Below are 16,619 nucleotides of genomic sequence, written 5' to 3' on the forward strand. Positions count from 1 at the left end.
CAGATCCGGATGCCGGACAACGTCGGGCCGCTGGCATCCATCCGTGAAGTGAAGAAGGGCCCGCTTGAGAAGCGGGCCCCGGATGACGGATCCGGAACGGATCAGTTGTCGATCTGCTGCTCGGTGTAGTAGCCCGAACCGACCAGCACTTCCTTGGCGTTGGCCTTGGTGACGGCAACCGGCTTCAGCAGGTAGGACGGGATGACCTTGACGCCGTTGTCGTAGGTCTTGGTGTCGTTCACTTCCGGCTCCTTGCCTTCCATGATCGCGTTGACCATGCCGACGGTGACCTTGGCGAGTTCGCGGGTGTCCTTGAAGATCGTCGAGTACTGCTCGTCGGCAAGCATCGACTTGACCGACGGAAGTTCGGCGTCCTGGCCGGTGACAACCGGGATCTTCATGTCGCCAGAGCCGTAGCCGACGCCCTTGAGAGCCGACAGGATGCCGATCGACAGGCCGTCATAGGGCGACAGAACGCCGTTGACCTTGGCATCGGTGTAGGTCGAGGACAGCAGGTTTTCCATGCGGGCCTGGGCAACAGCACCGTCCCAACGCAGCGTACCAACGGTTTCCATGCCGGTCTGGCCGGACTTGATCACGATGTCGCCCTTGTCGATGAGCGGCTGCAGAACGGACATGGCGCCGTCATAGAAGAAGAAGGCGTTGTTGTCGTCCGGCGAACCGCCGAACAGCTCGACGTTCCACGGCTTGACGTCCGGGAACTTGGCCTTGAGGCCGTCGACCAGCGTGTTGGCCTGGAGAACGCCGACCTGGAAGTTGTCGAAGGTGGCGTAGTAGTTGACGTTGCCCGAATCGCGGATCAGGCGGTCATAGGCGATGACCTTCACGCCAGCGTCGGCAGCCTTCTGCAGGATGTCGGAGAGCGTCGTGCCGTCGATGGCGCCGATGACGAGAACCTTGGCACCCTTGGTGACCATGTTTTCGATCTGGGCGAGCTGGTTCGGAATGTCGTCGTCGGCAAACTGCAGGTCCGGCGTGTATCCGGCTTCCTTGAACAGCTTCTCCATCGTCTCGCCGTCCGAGATCCAGCGCGTGGACGTCTTGGTCGGCATGGAAATGCCAACGACGCCCTTGTCCTGTGCAACGGCCGGGGCAATGAACGCGGCTACGCTCATCGCGGCGGCTGCAAGAAGCGAAGTGATAAATTTCATACGTCTCTCCCTGAGTGTTGGTGCCCCACCTGGAAGGCGGGGCGACATGCGCAAGGCGTCGTGCGTCCGGAAGTTTCCGGCGGAGGTTCAAGAAGAAAAGGTTGCCTCCCGGCCTGACACGCTCCCACGTGCACTGGCGCATTGGCCGCAAACTGGAATCAATCGACATAACTGTCAAATTCATTGTTTGGGTATTCACATACCAATTTTGTTATGATGAATATAAACAGTGTGATTTTTCGCAAATGCGAACGATCCGCGAGCCCGAAGTGCGATCCATACCAGAACGGGAAACGGCGTCATGAACCCGCGCAACCCTGCCCTCAGCGGAGAGATTTCCGAAGGCGCCATGCTGCGCGCCGGCCTGAAGATCACCCATCTAAGGCTGATTCTCGCGCTTGAGGAGCACCGCCAGATCAGCGCGGCCGGCGAAGCCCTCAACATGTCGCAGCCGGCCGCTTCGCGCATGTTGGGGGAAATCGAAGCGATCCTCAAGGCACCCTTGTGTGAACGGGCCGCGCGCGGCATCGAACTGACGGAATATGGCCGTGCGCTCGCCCGCCGCGCCCGCGCCGTGCTTCTCGAATTGCGCGAGGCGGCGCGCGAGATTTCGGAGCTGAAAAGCGGCAGCGGCGGCTCGGTCTCGCTCGGCTCGGTCACCGGCCCGGCCCTCAGCCTCGCCGTCCCCGCCATCCGGCAGATCTCGGCCGCCTATCCCGGCATCTACATCAACGTGCAGATCGAAAACAGCAATGTCCTGACGCGCGAACTGCTCGCCGCCCGCCACGACTTCGTGATCGGCCGCGTGCCCGACGATGTTGACCCGCGCCTCTTCGACCTCGTCGAAATCGGCGAGGAAGACGTCTGCCTGATTGTCCGCGACGGCCACCCGCTTCTGGAGCAGGAGGGCGCAACGCTCGCGGACATGACGGATTTCGACTGGGTGTTCCAGCCCCGTGGCACGCTTCTGCGCCGGGCCGTCGAGGACAGTTTCGCCACGACCGGGGTGCGCCTCCCCTCGACCGTCATCAACACCTCCTCGATCATCCTGACGCTGTCGATCGTACGCCATTCCAACGCCATCGCCCCCGTGGCCCGCGACGTGGCCACCATGATCGCCGGCAACGGCACGGCCATCGGGGAAATTCGCGTGCTGCCGATCACCGCGCCGATTCGCATCCGACCCTACAGCCTGATCACCGCCCATGGCCGGGCGCTTCCGCCGAGCGCCAAGCTGCTCTACGACCTCATCCTCAAGCAGGCCCGTGCCATGCCTGCCGCCAGCCTCGCGTAACGGCGACATGGTTTCCTGCCGCCACGGAGGCAGGCGCGATGTTCGCACGATCGGTATTCCAGTCGGTCCTGGAAAGGCTGCAGCATGAGATGGATGCGGACGAAGATGGCCAGTCGCTGGCGGCGAAGGCCTATTCTGCCGGTCCACGCGGCCTCGGCGCGGGATTCGTCGTTGGCGAGCCAGAGGAGGCCCGCCCCGCAAACACCGACATGGTGCGCCGCGCCTATGACGACATCTCTCTGGATGACGACGGGCGGACGCAGGTCGTGGAAGAGTCAGCCGCGCAAGGCTTGGAGCCTCCCGAACCGGTCATGCCGGAGCATCTGATGCGCCTGTCACCCGAAGAGATCGCCGCTGACCTTGCCCTGGCCGACCGCGAGACGCCCGAAAGCCTCGCTCTGCGCCGCCGGGCTTTCGCGGCGCTGAACCATCCGGACCGTCACCTGCCGGTCTTCCGCGCGCAGGCGACTCGGCGGATGATGATCGCCAACATGCTGGTCGACGAAGCGTTGCGCCGCCTGCAACGGCCCTCGCCCTTTTGAGCCGGGCGGGATCGAAGCCGTCAGCCGTCCTTGCGGTCGGTTTCAGCCGGGGCCTTCGCCTCGGCCTCCTCGGCTGCCGGCGTCACCTCGGCCGCGGGATCCTTCGGCTTGTAGAACACCAGGAGAGCGGCGCCCGTGTAGGCCGCCATGGCGAGAAAGATGTAACCCCACATTTCGTTGCCGTTCATGAACTCGACAACGGTCCAGCCGGAGGTGAAACCGACGATGACGAGCCGCACCCAGAGCGGGCGATAAAAGGGATGGTCGGGGTCAATGAATTTCAGCATCATGGCAGCGGGCCTTTTCGGGTGTCTGGACGTCACCGGGTGGGCCCTCAAGCCCGACCGGCAGCGGACGAGACGGCGCGGATCTTTCAGCTGCCATCTTCTTGCCCATCTGCGCGATCTTTTAGGGGCAAGGTCGGCCGCAGGCAAGCTTGACGCCGGCGACCGTTATGGAATAAAAATTCCGCAACGGAGGAAATGCTTCATTCATTCTATTGCGTGGGCCGATGATGGACCGGCTCGTGCCCTCCCTGTTTCCAGTGGCGGTTCCCGCCCTGCGCCTTTGCGATCGTGGGCGATGAGCACGACCGCCTCCCGCTGGCCGCGGCCGGCTTTTGAAAAGAGACGAACATGACAGTGAGATTCGGCCTTCTTGGCGCAGGGCGCATCGGCAAGGTCCATGCAAAAGCCGTCACCGGCGATCCGGACGCCGTTCTCGTTGCCGTTGCCGACGCCATGCCCGCCGCGGCTGAAGCCATCGCCGCCCAATATGGCTGCGCGGTCCGCACCATCGAGGCGATCGAGGCGGCCGACGACATCGACGCCGTCGTCATCTGCACGCCGACGGACACCCATGCCGACCTCATCGAGCGTTTTGCCCGCGCCGGCAAGGCAATCTTCTGCGAAAAGCCGGTCGATCTCGACGCCCAGCGCGTGCGCGATTGCCTGAAGGTCGTCAAGGAAACCGGTGCCAAGCTCATGGTCGGCTTCAACCGCCGCTTCGACCCGCACTTCATGGCCGTCAAGCAGGCGATCGAAGATGGCGCCATCGGCACCGTGGAGATGGTCACCATCACCTCGCGCGATCCGGGCGCGCCTCCGGCCGAATATGTCAAGCGTTCCGGCGGCATCTTCCGCGACATGACCATTCATGATTTCGACATGGCCCGCTTCCTGCTCGGCGAAGAGCCGGTGAGCGTCACGGCCCATGCCTCCGTGCTGGTCGATCCCGAAATCGGCAAGGCCGGCGACTTCGACAGCGCTTCCGTCATCCTCGAAACGGCGTCCGGCCGCCAGGCGATCATCTGCAACTCCCGCCGCGCCACCTATGGCTATGACCAGCGCATCGAGGTGCATGGCTCGAAGGGCCTCGTCTCGGCCGAAAACCAGCGCCCGGTATCCATCGAAATCGCCAATGGCAGCGGCTACACCCGCCCGCCGCTCTACGATTTCTTCATGACGCGCTACACGCAGGCCTATGCCAACGAGATCGCAACCTTCATCTCGGCGATCGAAAAGGGCACACCGATCGCGCCGACCGGCGATGATGGCCTCGCCGCCCTGCTGCTGGCCGACGCCGCCGTCCAGTCGGTTGCCGAAAAGCGCCGTGTCACGATCGGCTGATTGCCGCGCCTGAACGGGAAACGCCGGCCTTCGGGCCGGCGTTTGCATGTCTGGCATGGGGAAAACCCGCCTCAGGCCGCCGTCTGGAAAGATCGCCGCACGGCGCCGCCCTGCGCATCCTTCGGATCGCGAATGGTCCGCCGGCGGTTGAGCTTGAAGCGGGCGACGAGCGAAGCCAGCGTGATCGAGCCCTCGGCAAGCGACTGGCTGATGGCACTCGTTTCCTCCACCATCGCCGCATTCTGCTGCGTCATCTGGTCGATGTGATTGACGGCCGTGCTGATTTCCTGAAGGCCGGCCGACTGTTCCGCCGTGGCGGTGGCGATCGCATCGACATTCTCGTCGATGGCGGTCACGAAATCCTCGATGCGCTGCAGGGCCGCACCCGCTTCAGCCACGAGCTTCACGCCGGCGGAGACCTCGACGCCGGAATTGCCGATCAGTCCCTTGATCTCGCGGGCCGCCGTGGCGGAGCGCTGGGCCAGATCGCGCACCTCCTGCGCCACGACGGCAAATCCCTTGCCGCTTTCGCCGGCACGCGCCGCCTCGACCCCGGCATTCAGCGCGAGGAGGTTTGTCTGGAAGGCGATCTCGTCGATCACGGCAATGATCTGGGTGATCTCGGACGACGCCTTCTGGATGCGCTGCATGGCCTCCACGGCCCCGGTGACGACCGTACCGGACTGACGCGTGCAGTCACGCGCCTCGCGGGCCAGCGATCGGGTCGTCTGCGTGCGCTCGGCGGAAGAGCGGATCGTGGATGTCACCTCTTCCAGCGCGGCCGCCGTCTGCTCGAGCGCGGAGGCCTGCTGCTCGGTGCGCTTCGAGAGATTGCCGGCAGCGTCGCGCATCTCCTGGCTCTTGCCCTGCATCTGGCTGGTTTCATGCAGGACTTCTTCGAGCGCCGACTGGAACATGCCGATGGAGGTATTGAAATCGCAGCGCAGCCGTTCGAAGGGGCCGGCAAAGGGGTGGTCCAGTGTCTGGCGTATGTTGCACTCGGCCAGGCGTGCGAGACCGGCACCAAGCTCTTCGATGACGAACCGGACATTGGTCGCCTCACCGAGCGCGACGGCCTCGCGGGCCTGACGATCCTCTTCGGCGGCAGACCGCGCCGCCTCGGCTTCGGCCTCAAGCCTGATCTGCTCCAGCGCCGACTGGCGGAAGACGGCGAGGGCTGCCGCCATGCTGCCGATCTCGTCGGCGCGCCCGGCATGGGGAACCTCGCTGGCAAGGTCACCCGCCGCCAGACGGCTCATGCGGTCCGTCATGCCGACGACCGGGCGAATGGCGCGGCGGTGCAGATAGACGACACCGGCAAGGAACAGCAGCAGCGAGGCGATGCCCGCCGAGAGCGCCAGCGCGCTGCCCCGCCAGATTTCCGCCTTTGCCTCCGCCTCGCGGGCGACCATGTAGCGGTCGGTCATGCCAACCAGTTGCAACACCGCCGCCTCATGCGCCTTGAAGCGCGTGCGCAGCGTGGCAAGTGCCGCGTGCCGGGCCGCCGCATCGTCGGCCTTCAGCGCCGGAAGATAGACCTGCTGCATATGCGCCCAGAAGGCATCGCCTTCCTTCAGCACCTGATCGTAGAGCTGCGCGGTGAGATCGGCGGGCAGCGTCGATGACTGCCAGTAGAGCTTGCGCTCGTCATATTGCGTTTTCAGCTTCTGGATCCGGGCCGCGTTCTCACCGCCGAGATCCGGGCGAATGTCGGACTCGTTGGCAAGCAGATAGGCCTCGACCAGATAAAGCGGCGGCGGCAGGATGTCGGCCACCAGATCCTTGCCATCGACGATCTGTTGATAGACGGGGCCGCTGACCTTCAGCCGCTCCAGCGTCTGGCTCTGCAGGCCGATGGCCACGGCAAGACCGAACGTCACGCAGCCCGCAAAGGCAATCAGGCTCTTCGAGATGGTAAGCTTCACCGTGTCCCCTCCATTGACCGCCGAGCGGTTCGACACACGACGGCCACCTCTCCAGCGATGGCAGCGAGCGCGCAGTGCCTTCGGTGGAAGCGGGCTGACACGCCCTGACCACCTGAAAATCAGATCCCGAACACTGGGGATACCGGGTTGATTAAACGTTAACTTACGAAGATTGAGAGGTTTTAAATGTAGAAAGAACAAGAGCCTGCGGGAATCTCGTTCATCATTGCATCCAGCAGATGCATCGCCGCCACCAAGACGGGCCGCAAGTCCAGAACCCACTCAGGATACGCGCTTTGAAAGGTCGAGGCGTGCTTGGCGGCTTCCGGCGAACAATGCCCGACAGGGACCCAAGCCGCGCCTTGGGCGGACTCAAGGCCATTCGATCCCGTCCTCATCGGAAGAGCACCGATCCTGACGGGGGTTCGATCCTAAAGCCGCGCAGCCAGAATGCTCGCATCCACCACTTGAAGAGCAAGCTCCAGATGGCCGGAAAACACCAGCCCCGTCTCGTCCGAAACAAGGTGGATGGCCGGCATGCCGCCAATACGGGCGGCATGCGACTGCGCCAGCGCCTCTTCCATCGACTGGTGCATGAGATCGAAGTAGCGCAACCCCAGCCCGGTCACGTGGATCGGCATGGCGCCGTGAAGGCTGATGAGCCGGGCAAGTCCCTGGCCGAGGGCGGCCCCGGCCTCGCGGAAGGCATAGCCCGCCATCCGGTTCTTCTGGCGGGCAGAAAGCGCGATCTTGTCCATCTCGGCCAGCGGCACGAATTTCGCCGGGATCGTGTCGGACGGCACCTCGAAGGCTTTGCGCAGGATGCCGTAAAAGCCCGCCGCCGCCTCGACGCAGCCGCGCGCGCCGCAGCGGCACAGGCCGGCGTCCGGCGTATGCGGCATGTGCCCGAAATTCGGTGCGGTCGCCTCGATTTCCCCTCCCCGGCCACGCCGGGCAATGCCCAGCCCGATGCTGTGGCCGAGCGAAAGCGCCGCGAGCGCCGGGATCGCCGTCGTCGCCTCCTTGGCCATCAGCGCCTGCGCCACCAAAAGCGTCTCGTTGCTGAGCACCACCTGCGCATCCCACCCATCGGCGGAGAGCAGCGCCGCGAAATCCACCGCCGCCGTGCCGAAGACGGGCGACCAGACGAGACGGGCGGCCTCCCTGTCCACGACGCCCTTGCTGCTGATCGATACGGCGACGATCTGGCGCCGATCGAGCCGCGAACGCTGCACCAGCCGATTGAGCGCCGCCATGAAGCCGGCCGCAAAGGCCCGCGTATCGCCGGCCCCGCCGCCGAGCGCCGCCCCCTGGCTGCCGCGCGCCTCCTCAAACCGGTCCATCAACGTGCCGCCGTAGTCGGCGAGCGAATATTGCACCGTATCGGAAGAGATGCGCACCACGACAATATAGCCGCCGTCGCGCCGCTGCGAGAAAAGCACCCGGGGGCGGCCACGCCCTGCGGCCGGCTTTTGCTCCAGCCGCTCGAGAATGCCGACACGCTCCAGATCCGCAGTGATCGCCGAGACGGTCGCAGACGACAGCCCCGTCAGTGCGGAGAGATCCGTGTGGGCAAGCGGCCCACCGCGCCGCAAGGCAGACAGAACCAGGCTGCTGTTCTGTTGCCGCACGAGTTCTGTGCTGGATTTCGTGAGCATGGCGACAACGTGCGGGAGGACATCTTAGCGAAAGCGCATGCTCCTCCCAAAGCACCCTTTCGACTGCTGTTCAAGCGCCCGTTGGGTGTGTTGACAGCCTTAAAAATCTCTGACATCTATTTTCTCGACTGTCGAGAAAAAAGTCTCGAACCCGTTGAACGGTGGACTTTTGACGACAGTATCCGGGTTGACCGGTTTGTCATGCGGGAGGTCGCATGCGGTCAGCCAGCTCTTTGGGAGGAACATTGATGAATTCCGTTATGAAGCTGATGGCAGGCGCTGCCATCATCGTCTCCATGCATTCTGCCGCCATCGCCAAGGACCTGGTGATCGGCGTGTCCTGGTCCAACTTCCAGGAAGAACGCTGGAAAACCGACGAAGCCGCCATCAAGGCCGCGCTGGAAGCCTCCGGCGACAAGTACATCTCCGCCGACGCCCAGTCGTCCGCTGCAAAGCAGCTGACCGACGTGGAAAGCCTGATCTCGCAGGGCGCCAATGCCCTCATCGTTCTCGCCCAGGATTCGGAAGCCATCGGCCCGGCCATCGAAAAGGCTGCCGCAGAAGGCATTCCGGTCGTCGGCTATGACCGCCTGATCGAAAACCCGGCTGCCTTCTACATCACCTTCGACAACAAGGAAGTGGGCCGCATGCAGGCCCGCGAGGTCTTCAAGGTGAAGCCGGAAGGCAACTATGTCTTCATCAAAGGCTCGTCTTCCGACCCGAACGCCGACTTCCTCTTCTCCGGACAGATGGAAGTGCTGAAGGAAGCCATCGACGCGGGCAAGATCAAGAATGTCGGCGAGGCCTATACCGATGGCTGGAAGCCGGAAAACGCCCAGAAGAACATGGAGCAGTTCCTGACGGCCAACGACAACAAGGTTGACGCCGTCGTCGCCTCCAACGACGGCACCGCCGGTGGTGTCGTGGCCGCACTGACCGCCCAGGGCCTTGCCGGCTCCGTGCCGGTCTCCGGCCAGGACGGCGACCAGGCGGCGCTGAACCGCGTGGCGCTCGGCACCCAGACCGTGTCGGTCTGGAAGGACGCCCGCGAACTCGGAAAGCGCGCCGCAGAAATCGCCTCCGAACTCGCATCCGGCAAGAAGATGACGGAAATCAAGGACGTGCAGACCTTCTCCGGCGGCCCGAAGGGTGTTGCCATGCAGTCGGTCTTCCTCACGCCCCTGCCGGTGACCAAGGACAACCTCAACGTCGTCATCGACGCCGGCTGGGTCACCAAGGACACCGTCTGCCAGGGCGTAGCCGCCGGCTCCGTCGCCGCCTGCAAGTAAGGCTTGACGCCTGAACCTCTGAAAGGCGCCGCAGCGACATCGTTGCGGCGCTTCTTCAAACGCCGCCGCCGGATGGCGACCGGCCCTGCAGTTTGTCTGGGATAGGTGGAACCCGATTATCCCGAAAAGACAACCGGCAGCCAAAGTACCGACCGTCTGTCTGGTTCACGATGAACCCGCCAGCGACGTGACCGCCGCGATGGCCGCGCGAGAAATCGGCCTCCCTGAAGAGGCCCCGCGCACCGCGCTGCACATACCTGTTTTGACCAGTGGGGGACCGGCAAAATCATGGCCGACATCACGAATACCACACATGCAAACCGCGCCCGCGCCGCGGCGGAAAATCCGGTGAAGCGCTTTTTCCGCGCGACCGAGATCGATACGCGCCTGCTCGGCATGATCGGCGCCATGCTGATCATCTGGATCGGCTTCGACCTTCTGTCGAACGGCCTGTTCCTCACCCCGCGCAATCTGTGGAACCTTTCCGTCCAGACCGCCTCCGTCGCCGTGATGGCAACCGGCATGGTGCTGGTCATCGTCACCCGCAACATCGATCTCTCGGTCGGCTCCATCCTCGGCTTCGTCGGCATGATCATGGGCGTGCTGCAGGCCGAAGTCCTGCCGCAGTTCCTCGGCTTCGAGCATCCGGCCATCTGGATCGTGACGCTTCTGTGCGGCATCGCGCTCGGCGGCGCCATCGGTGCGCTGCATGGCGCGATCATCGCCTTCCTGAACGTGCCCTCCTTCATCGTCACGCTGGGCGGCCTGCTCGTCTGGCGCGGCGCGACATGGTTCGTCACATCGGGTCGCACCGTCGCCCCGATGGACTCCACCTTCCGCCTCATGGGCGGCGGCACGGAAGGCTCGATCGGCGCAACGGCCAGCTGGGTCGTCGGCGTTCTCGCCTGCATCGCCATCGTCTTCGCCATCATCAATTCGCGCAAGCAGCGCCAGCGCTTCGGCTTCCCGCAGCGGCCGATCTGGGCGGAGTATTTCCTCGTCGGCGTCGGCTGCGTCATCGTTCTCGGCGCCGTCGCCATCGTCAATTCCTATGCCTGGCCAGTCGCCATTGCCCGCAAATATGCGGATGCAAACGGCATCGCCTGGCCGGATGGCGGCCTCTTCATCGCCCACGGCATTGCCATTCCCGTGCTGATCGCCATCGGCGTCGGCATCCTCATGACCTTCATCTCGACGCGCCTGCGCTTCGGCCGCTACGTCTTCGCCATCGGCGGAAATCCGGAAGCGGCCGAACTCGCCGGCATCAAGACCCGCTGGGTGACGGTGCGCATCTTCGCGCTGATGGGCATGCTCTGCGCCATCGCCGCCGCCATCTCCACCGCTCGCCTCAACGCCGCAACCAACGCGCAGGGCGAGCTCGACGAACTCTACACGATCGCCGCCGCCGTGATCGGCGGCACCTCGCTCGCCGGCGGCATGGGCACGATTGCCGGTGCCATGCTCGGTGCGCTGGTCATGCAGTCGCTGCAATCAGGCATGGTGCTGCTCGGCATCGACAGCCCGCTGCAGCGTATCGTGGTCGGCATGGTCCTCGTTGTCGCCGTCTGGCTCGACACCGTCTACCGCGCCCGCGCCAAGTAAGAAGGAAGACGACAATGACAGAACAACGCACGCCGCTCGTCGAAATGCGCAACATCTCGATTTCCTTCGGCGGTATCCACGCGGTCGACAATGCCTCGATCGACCTCTATCCCGGCGAAGTCGTGGCGCTCCTCGGCCACAATGGCGCCGGCAAGTCGACCCTGATCAAGATCCTCTCCGGCGCCTACAAGCGCGATGCCGGCGACATCCTCATCAATGGCGAGCCGGCCGATATCGGCAACCCGCGCGACGCCAAGAAATACGGTATCGAGACCATCTACCAGACGCTCGCCGTCGCCGATAACGTCGATGCCGCCGCCAACCTCTATCTCGGCCGCGAACTGCGCACCCCCTGGGGCACGCTGGACGACGTCGCGATGGAGGCGAAGGCCCGCGAAGTCATGGGCCGCCTCAACCCCAACTTCCAGCGCTTCAAGGAGCCGGTGAAGGCGCTCTCGGGCGGCCAGCGCCAGTCGGTGGCGATCGCCCGCGCCATCCTCTTCAACGCCCGCATCCTCATCATGGACGAACCGACGGCAGCACTCGGCCCGCAGGAAACCGCCCAGGTCGGCGAGCTCATCAAGCAGCTGAAGCGCGAAGGCATCGGCATCTTCCTGATCAGCCACGACATCCACGACGTCTTCGACCTCGCCGACCGCGTCTCGGTGATGAAGAACGGCCAGGTGGTGGGCCACGCCCGCACCGAGGACGTGACCAAGGACGAAGTGCTGGGCATGATCATCCTCGGCAAGGTGCCGCCAAAAGCGATCCCGGGACCGGGGGCAATGCAGACGGCGTGAGGGAGTAGCGTGCGAGGGGGCCGGGTGGACTGAGGCACCTGCCGGTCGCAACAAATCAGATGCGTTGCGCTTCACCCGCCCCTTCACCATTCGTCAACCATTCCAAGCGAATGCAGGTCTGGATTGCACCATCATTCAATCCAAGGGCGATAAGACTGTTCGGCCTATCGAAAAGTCGGAAAGCCTTTGGGGAAACACATGCATCATTCGCTGGGCCATCAGAAAACCACCAGGCTGGTTGCCGCGGCAAAGCGGATAGCCCGACATCGATGGCTGGCCTTCAGCCTCATGTCGCTGAGCCTGATTTCGGGCTGTGATCAGCTCGGCTTTCACGCATGGGAGTGGAACCAGAAACTGACCGTGTCGGTCATGACGCCTGATGGCATGAAGACCGGAAGCGCGGTGACCCGCGTCAATGTCGGCGCCTCGCCGCGTTGGTGGGGTGTCGGTGACGCGGCCGGTTCGGGCAGCAGCAGCCTCTCCGGAGAAGCCGTGACGGTCGACCTGGGAAAAGGGCGATACCTATTTGCGCTCTTGCAAAACTACAGCCACGAGACGGCACGCAAGACCTTCATTGACAAGAAGGATCATCCGCGAACCGAGGCCGACGCGCACGCCATGTTCGACCGGCTCGAACACATGCGGGAAAGCCGTGCGCTCGCCCGCGAAAACTATCCGTTGCTCGTCACCTTCGACAACATCAACGACCCCGCCAGCGTCCGCCGCGTCGATCCCGGCGACCTCCCGGCAAGCTTCGGCCGCGGCTACCGGCTCAATTCCATCACGCTGGAGATAACGGATGAGCCGGTGACTAAAGGGAAGGTTGTCGCAGCTTTGGGTTGGCTAGAAGCGATAGGACGCGAACGCCCTACCCTCATTCCAAATCCGCCTCGTCTGCGCGTAAATGCTGCTGATCCCGAATTAGAGTATTTGAGTCCTGAATCCTTCTCCACAAACTTGTACAAATAGAAGACGTATAAATTCCCACATTTATATAATATAAATCGCAGATACTGTATTAAAAATTATTAAATGGCTCCAGAAGACAGAATTTTATTGTTTGAGATCGAAGTCATATGTCAACCCTTTTCAAGGAGATCGTATAATCAGTAACCTCATTTTCAGAGACGAGAATTCGGGCCAGGCTCTTTAGCAAATCGCCGTTGCCTCACCCCTGCCCATACCCCGCCATCCCATCCAGCCCTTCCAAAAACGCAGCCGCACTTTCCCGATACGCCGCCTTCTGCGCCTCCTTCATCCGCCCCCACGACGCATAGACCGTCGCCAGCCGCTGGTTGCCCTTGAGCTTGGCCGCGTTGCGATCCAGAAAATCCCAGTAGAGCGCGTTGAAGGGGCAGGCCCCCTCGCCCGTCTTTTTCTTCACATCGTAGCGGCAGCCGCCGCAATAGTCCGACATGCGATCGATATAGGCGCCGCCGGCCGCATAAGGCTTCGAGCCCAGCTTGCCGCCATCGGCAAACTGGCTCATGCCGAGCGTATTGGGCAGCTCCACCCATTCGAAGGCATCGGCATAGACTTCCAGATACCAGCGATGCACCTGCTTTGGATCGGCGCCGATCAGCAGCGCGAAATTCCCCGTGATCATCAGCCGCTGGATGTGGTGGGCATAGGCATTTTCGCGCGTATCGGTGATGACATGCTTCAGGCACGCCATCTGCGTCTCGCCGCTCCAGTAGAAGGCCGGCAGGTCGCGGGTCGCCTTCAGTTCGTTCATCTCCAGATAGTCCGGCATGAACAGCCAGTAGACGCCGCGCACATATTCCCGCCAGCCGATGATCTGGCGGATGAAACCCTCAGCCGAATTCAGCGGCACCGCCCCTTCGTGATAGGCCCGCTCCACCCGGCGGCAGAGGTCGATCGGGCCGATCAGCCCGACGTTGATATAGAAGGAGAGCAGCGAGTGATGGCCGTAGGGGTCGCCCGCCACCATCGCATCCTGCGTGCGGCCGAAATCCTTGAGACGGTGGGCGATGAAATCCGCCGCATGCGCCTCCGCCTCCTCCGCCGTGACGGCAAAGTGGAAGCCATCGAGCGAGCCGAAATGATCCGCAAAGCGCTTGCCGACGAGATCGAGCACCTCCTTGGTGATCGCATCGGCCCGCGTCTTCGGCGGCTTCGGCGAGAAAAGCCCGCCCGACGGCGGCTCGCGATTCTCCGCATCGTAATTCCACTTGCCGCCTTCGGGCTCCTCGCCGCGCATCAGAAGCCCGGTCTTGCGGCGCATCTCGCGGTAGAAATACTCCATGCGCAACTGCTTGCGCCCCTTGGCCCAGGCGGCGAATTCCGCGCGCGAACAGAGAAAGCGGCTGTCCGGCAACACCGCCACGGGCAGCTTCAGCGCCTCTTCCCAGCCCTCGACCATTTGCAGCACGCGCCACTCGCCCGGCTCCGTGATGCGGATACCCTCCGGCTTCAGCCGCTTGACCGCCCGCTCCAGCTCGCCGGTAAACGACCCGCTGTTGCCGCGATCGTCGAGCGCCACATAATCGACCTCAAATCCCTTCTGCCTCAGCCCCTCGGCGAAGTGCCGCATGGCGGAGAAGATGAAGGCGATCTTCTTGGGATGATGGCGCACATAAGTTGCCTCCTCCATCACCTCCACCATCAGCACGCGGTCGCGCGCGGCGTCGAAGCCCTCGAGGCTCGACAGGCCCTCGGAAAGTTGGTCGCCGAGAATGAAGACGAGATGGCGGCACCCGCTCAATAGCCGATCCTCTCGCCGTCATAGGCGACGAAGGCGCCGCTTTCCGCCGCCTCGACCCCATCGAGCGCGGAGAGAAGATGCGCCGCCGCCTCGGCCGGCGAAAGCTTCGCGTGGCTCACCGTGTAGCTGGAGGAGAGCGCCGTATCGACCGTGCCGGGATGCAGTGTCGCCAGCACCGCCTGCGGATGGGTGCGCGCCACTTCGACCGCAGCCGTGCGGAAAATCTGGTTCAGCGCCGCCTTCGACGCCCGGTAGGAGATCCACCCGCCGAGCCGGTTGTCGGAGATCGAGCCGACCCGGGCCGACAAGGTCGCCAGCACCGCCCGCCGGTCGCGTGGCAGAAGCGGCACGAAATGCTTGACGATCAGCGCCGGCCCGATGGCATTGAGCGCGAACTGCTTCATCATCATGGCCGGATCGATCGCCTTCACCGTCTTTTCCGGCCCGACCCCGTCGATCGTCAGCGCGCCCGTCGCATCGAAGACGAGATCGAACGGCCCATCGCCCTTCAGCCGCGCCGCCGCCGCCGAAACCGCCGTCTCGTCGGTCACATCAAGCCCGTCGACCGACCGCGACAGCCCGATCACCCGCCCCGCACGCGGATCCGCCGCCAGAGCCGACAGCACCGCCGCCCCGATTCCCCCGCTCGCCCCGATGACGACAGCCCTGAACCCATCCTGAAGCCTCTGCATGCGCACGCACTCCCGACCCGCTTCCGTTTCCGTGGGCCCTCTACGCGGACCATGAAGCAGCGGATTGCAGAAAAGACGGCACGGGAAAGCGAAGCGCAAACGCCCCGCCACCGACAATCCTCCGATTATCCCATTGAAGGCAGCCCCGACCTGAGCTATGAACCCCTCACAGCCTGCTTCGACACCCTCCCCCGAGGGTCGTCACCGGATGCACCCGTAGCTCAGCTGGATAGAGTGTTGGATTCCGATTCCAAAGGTCACAGGTTCGAATCCTGTCGGGTGCGCCATTTAACCTTCCGAGACTGTCGGTCGATCAAAGTCCTCACTGCGGCAAAACGGCAGGCGTGAGGGCGTTGCCTCACTCCATTGCGTCGAGCAGTCGGCCAAGCGAGAGGACAAGTTTGCGGTCGAAGAGATGGCCGCGGTCGAACATCCAGTGGATGGCCTGTTCGCGTGTCCAGGCACGCTTGTAGGGTCTAACCGTCGTCAGGGCGTCAAAGACATCGCAGACCGTGGACAGGCGCACGATCTGGCTGATTTCATCACCGGAAAGGCCGAGCGGATAGCCACTGCCATCCAGGGCCTCGTGATGCAGGCGGCAGATGTCGAGCACCATCTGCGGAACGCCGGGATAGCGCTTCAGAATGTCATAGCCGATCTGTGGGTGGGTGCGAATGACCTTGCGTTCCGCATCGGTCAGTTCGCCCTGCTTCTTCAGGATCGCGTCGGGAATGAAGAGCTTTCCGAGGTCATGCAGCAGGCCGGCCGTGGCAAGCAGTTGAATGGCATCCGCATCCATGCCGGTGGCGGCGCCGAGGCGCGCCATGAGGCCGGCGACGGCAATGGAATGCACGAATGTGCCCTGGTCCTTGCTCTTCAGCCGCGTCATCTGCAGCAGAACGGCGGGCGCTTCCGTCACGCTGTCGACGAGGGACGCTGCGGCCGGCTGGAGCGAATCGAAATCGAATTCGTCGCCTTGACGGATGACGTCGAGACTGTCGCCGAGAACCTTGATGTTGTTGGCAATGGCCGTGCGCGTCCGCGCCGCGACGACGGGGTCCGCCGCCTTGGCGCTTCGCCCGGCCGTCGAGTCGATGGAGACGGTGCTGCGCGCCGCATTCACCAGAACGAGGTCAGCCGAAGACGCGACGATCGCACGATAGTCAAGCTCTGTCTCGAGCAGAAACCGCCGCTTGGCGAATTCCGCCTCAGGACACATGACGGCTTCGATGAACATCCCCTTACGAAGGGATTTCTTCGGAACGTTAACAAGCACACCCAACCCCAATTCA

14 protein-coding genes and 1 tRNA gene are annotated in these 16,619 nt (G+C 63.6%); 8 read left to right on the plus strand and 7 right to left on the minus strand.

All coding sequences use genetic code 11. The features are described 5' to 3' along the window. Positions 1-101: 101 nt before the first annotated feature. On the minus strand, positions 102-1,172 hold the full coding sequence (chvE, locus tag ACED18_RS06860) for a multiple monosaccharide ABC transporter substrate-binding protein (RefSeq protein WP_377290270.1): 1,071 nt from the start codon (positions 1,170-1,172) through the stop codon (positions 102-104). Between the two features lie 301 nt (positions 1,173-1,473). Between chvE and ACED18_RS06865 the strand changes: the two genes are divergently transcribed. Together ACED18_RS06865 and ACED18_RS06870 are read left to right on the plus strand one after the other, a co-directional pair. Next, on the plus strand, positions 1,474-2,466 hold the full coding sequence (locus tag ACED18_RS06865) for a LysR family transcriptional regulator (protein ID WP_377290272.1): 993 nt from the start codon (positions 1,474-1,476) through the stop codon (positions 2,464-2,466). A 38-nt stretch (positions 2,467-2,504) separates the two neighbouring features. Further along, the gene (locus ACED18_RS06870; protein ID WP_377290274.1) at positions 2,505-3,008 is read left to right on the plus strand and encodes a hypothetical protein; all 504 of its coding nucleotides are present in this window, start codon (positions 2,505-2,507) and stop codon (positions 3,006-3,008) included. A 20-nt stretch (positions 3,009-3,028) separates the two neighbouring features. On the opposite strand, the gene ACED18_RS06875 is transcribed toward ACED18_RS06870, so the two are convergent. Further along, complete coding sequence (locus tag ACED18_RS06875; RefSeq protein WP_377290276.1) at positions 3,029-3,298, minus strand: hypothetical protein; 270 nt, start codon at positions 3,296-3,298, stop codon at positions 3,029-3,031. 345 nt (positions 3,299-3,643) lie between these two features. Here ACED18_RS06875 and iolG point away from each other — a divergent pair, with 345 nt between their 5' ends. Continuing rightward, positions 3,644-4,636: an inositol 2-dehydrogenase gene (gene iolG, locus ACED18_RS06880; RefSeq protein WP_377290278.1), complete on the plus strand. Its 993-nt coding sequence runs from the start codon at positions 3,644-3,646 to the stop codon at positions 4,634-4,636. Between the two features lie 71 nt (positions 4,637-4,707). Here iolG and ACED18_RS06885 read toward each other — a convergent pair whose 3' ends face one another. Together ACED18_RS06885 and ACED18_RS06890 are read right to left on the minus strand one after the other, a co-directional pair. Next, positions 4,708-6,561 (minus strand): methyl-accepting chemotaxis protein, encoded by a 1,854-nt coding sequence (locus tag ACED18_RS06885; protein ID WP_377290280.1) that lies wholly within the window; start codon positions 6,559-6,561, stop codon positions 4,708-4,710. A 431-nt stretch (positions 6,562-6,992) separates the two neighbouring features. Continuing rightward, positions 6,993-8,219 carry an ROK family protein gene (locus tag ACED18_RS06890; protein ID WP_377290282.1) on the minus strand — a complete coding sequence of 409 codons (1,227 nt, stop codon included), beginning with the start codon at positions 8,217-8,219 and terminating at the stop codon, positions 6,993-6,995. 248 nt (positions 8,220-8,467) lie between these two features. Between ACED18_RS06890 and xylF the strand changes: the two genes are divergently transcribed. The 4 genes from xylF to ACED18_RS06910 all read left to right on the plus strand — a co-directional run bounded on the left by xylF (position 8,468) and on the right by ACED18_RS06910 (position 12,879). Beyond that, positions 8,468-9,508 carry a D-xylose ABC transporter substrate-binding protein gene (gene xylF, locus ACED18_RS06895; protein ID WP_377290284.1) on the plus strand — a complete coding sequence of 347 codons (1,041 nt, stop codon included), beginning with the start codon at positions 8,468-8,470 and terminating at the stop codon, positions 9,506-9,508. Positions 9,509-9,796: 288 nt separating this feature from the next. Beyond that, positions 9,797-11,110 (plus strand): sugar ABC transporter permease, encoded by a 1,314-nt coding sequence (locus ACED18_RS06900; RefSeq protein ID WP_377290286.1) that lies wholly within the window; start codon positions 9,797-9,799, stop codon positions 11,108-11,110. Between the two features lie 14 nt (positions 11,111-11,124). Further along, positions 11,125-11,910 carry an ATP-binding cassette domain-containing protein gene (locus ACED18_RS06905; RefSeq protein ID WP_377290288.1) on the plus strand — a complete coding sequence of 262 codons (786 nt, stop codon included), beginning with the start codon at positions 11,125-11,127 and terminating at the stop codon, positions 11,908-11,910. Between the two features lie 198 nt (positions 11,911-12,108). Further along, entirely contained in the window at positions 12,109-12,879 is a 771-nt protein-coding gene (locus tag ACED18_RS06910; RefSeq protein WP_377290290.1) for a hypothetical protein, read from the plus strand. Between the two features lie 199 nt (positions 12,880-13,078). Here the strand turns inward: ACED18_RS06910 and ACED18_RS06915 are convergent, their stop codons facing one another. Continuing rightward, entirely contained in the window at positions 13,079-14,635 is a 1,557-nt protein-coding gene (locus tag ACED18_RS06915; RefSeq protein ID WP_377290292.1) for a cryptochrome/photolyase family protein, read from the minus strand. Continuing rightward, the gene (locus tag ACED18_RS06920) at positions 14,632-15,327 is read right to left on the minus strand and encodes an SDR family NAD(P)-dependent oxidoreductase (protein WP_377290294.1); all 696 of its coding nucleotides are present in this window, start codon (positions 15,325-15,327) and stop codon (positions 14,632-14,634) included. Before ACED18_RS06920 ends, ACED18_RS06915 begins: the two co-directional genes overlap by 4 nt. 210 nt (positions 15,328-15,537) lie before the next feature. On the opposite strand from ACED18_RS06920, the gene ACED18_RS06925 reads away from it, so the two are divergent. Next, a tRNA-Arg gene (locus ACED18_RS06925) sits at positions 15,538-15,614 on the plus strand. Between the two features lie 71 nt (positions 15,615-15,685). Here ACED18_RS06925 and ACED18_RS06930 read toward each other — a convergent pair. Then, positions 15,686-16,546 (minus strand): HD-GYP domain-containing protein, encoded by an 861-nt coding sequence (locus ACED18_RS06930; RefSeq protein WP_377290296.1) that lies wholly within the window; start codon positions 16,544-16,546, stop codon positions 15,686-15,688. Positions 16,547-16,619: the final 73 nt, after the last annotated feature.

Source organism: Rhizobium sp. SG2393, assembly GCF_042610495.1.
In the GTDB taxonomy this organism is placed as follows: Bacteria; Pseudomonadota; Alphaproteobacteria; order Rhizobiales; family Rhizobiaceae; genus RU20A.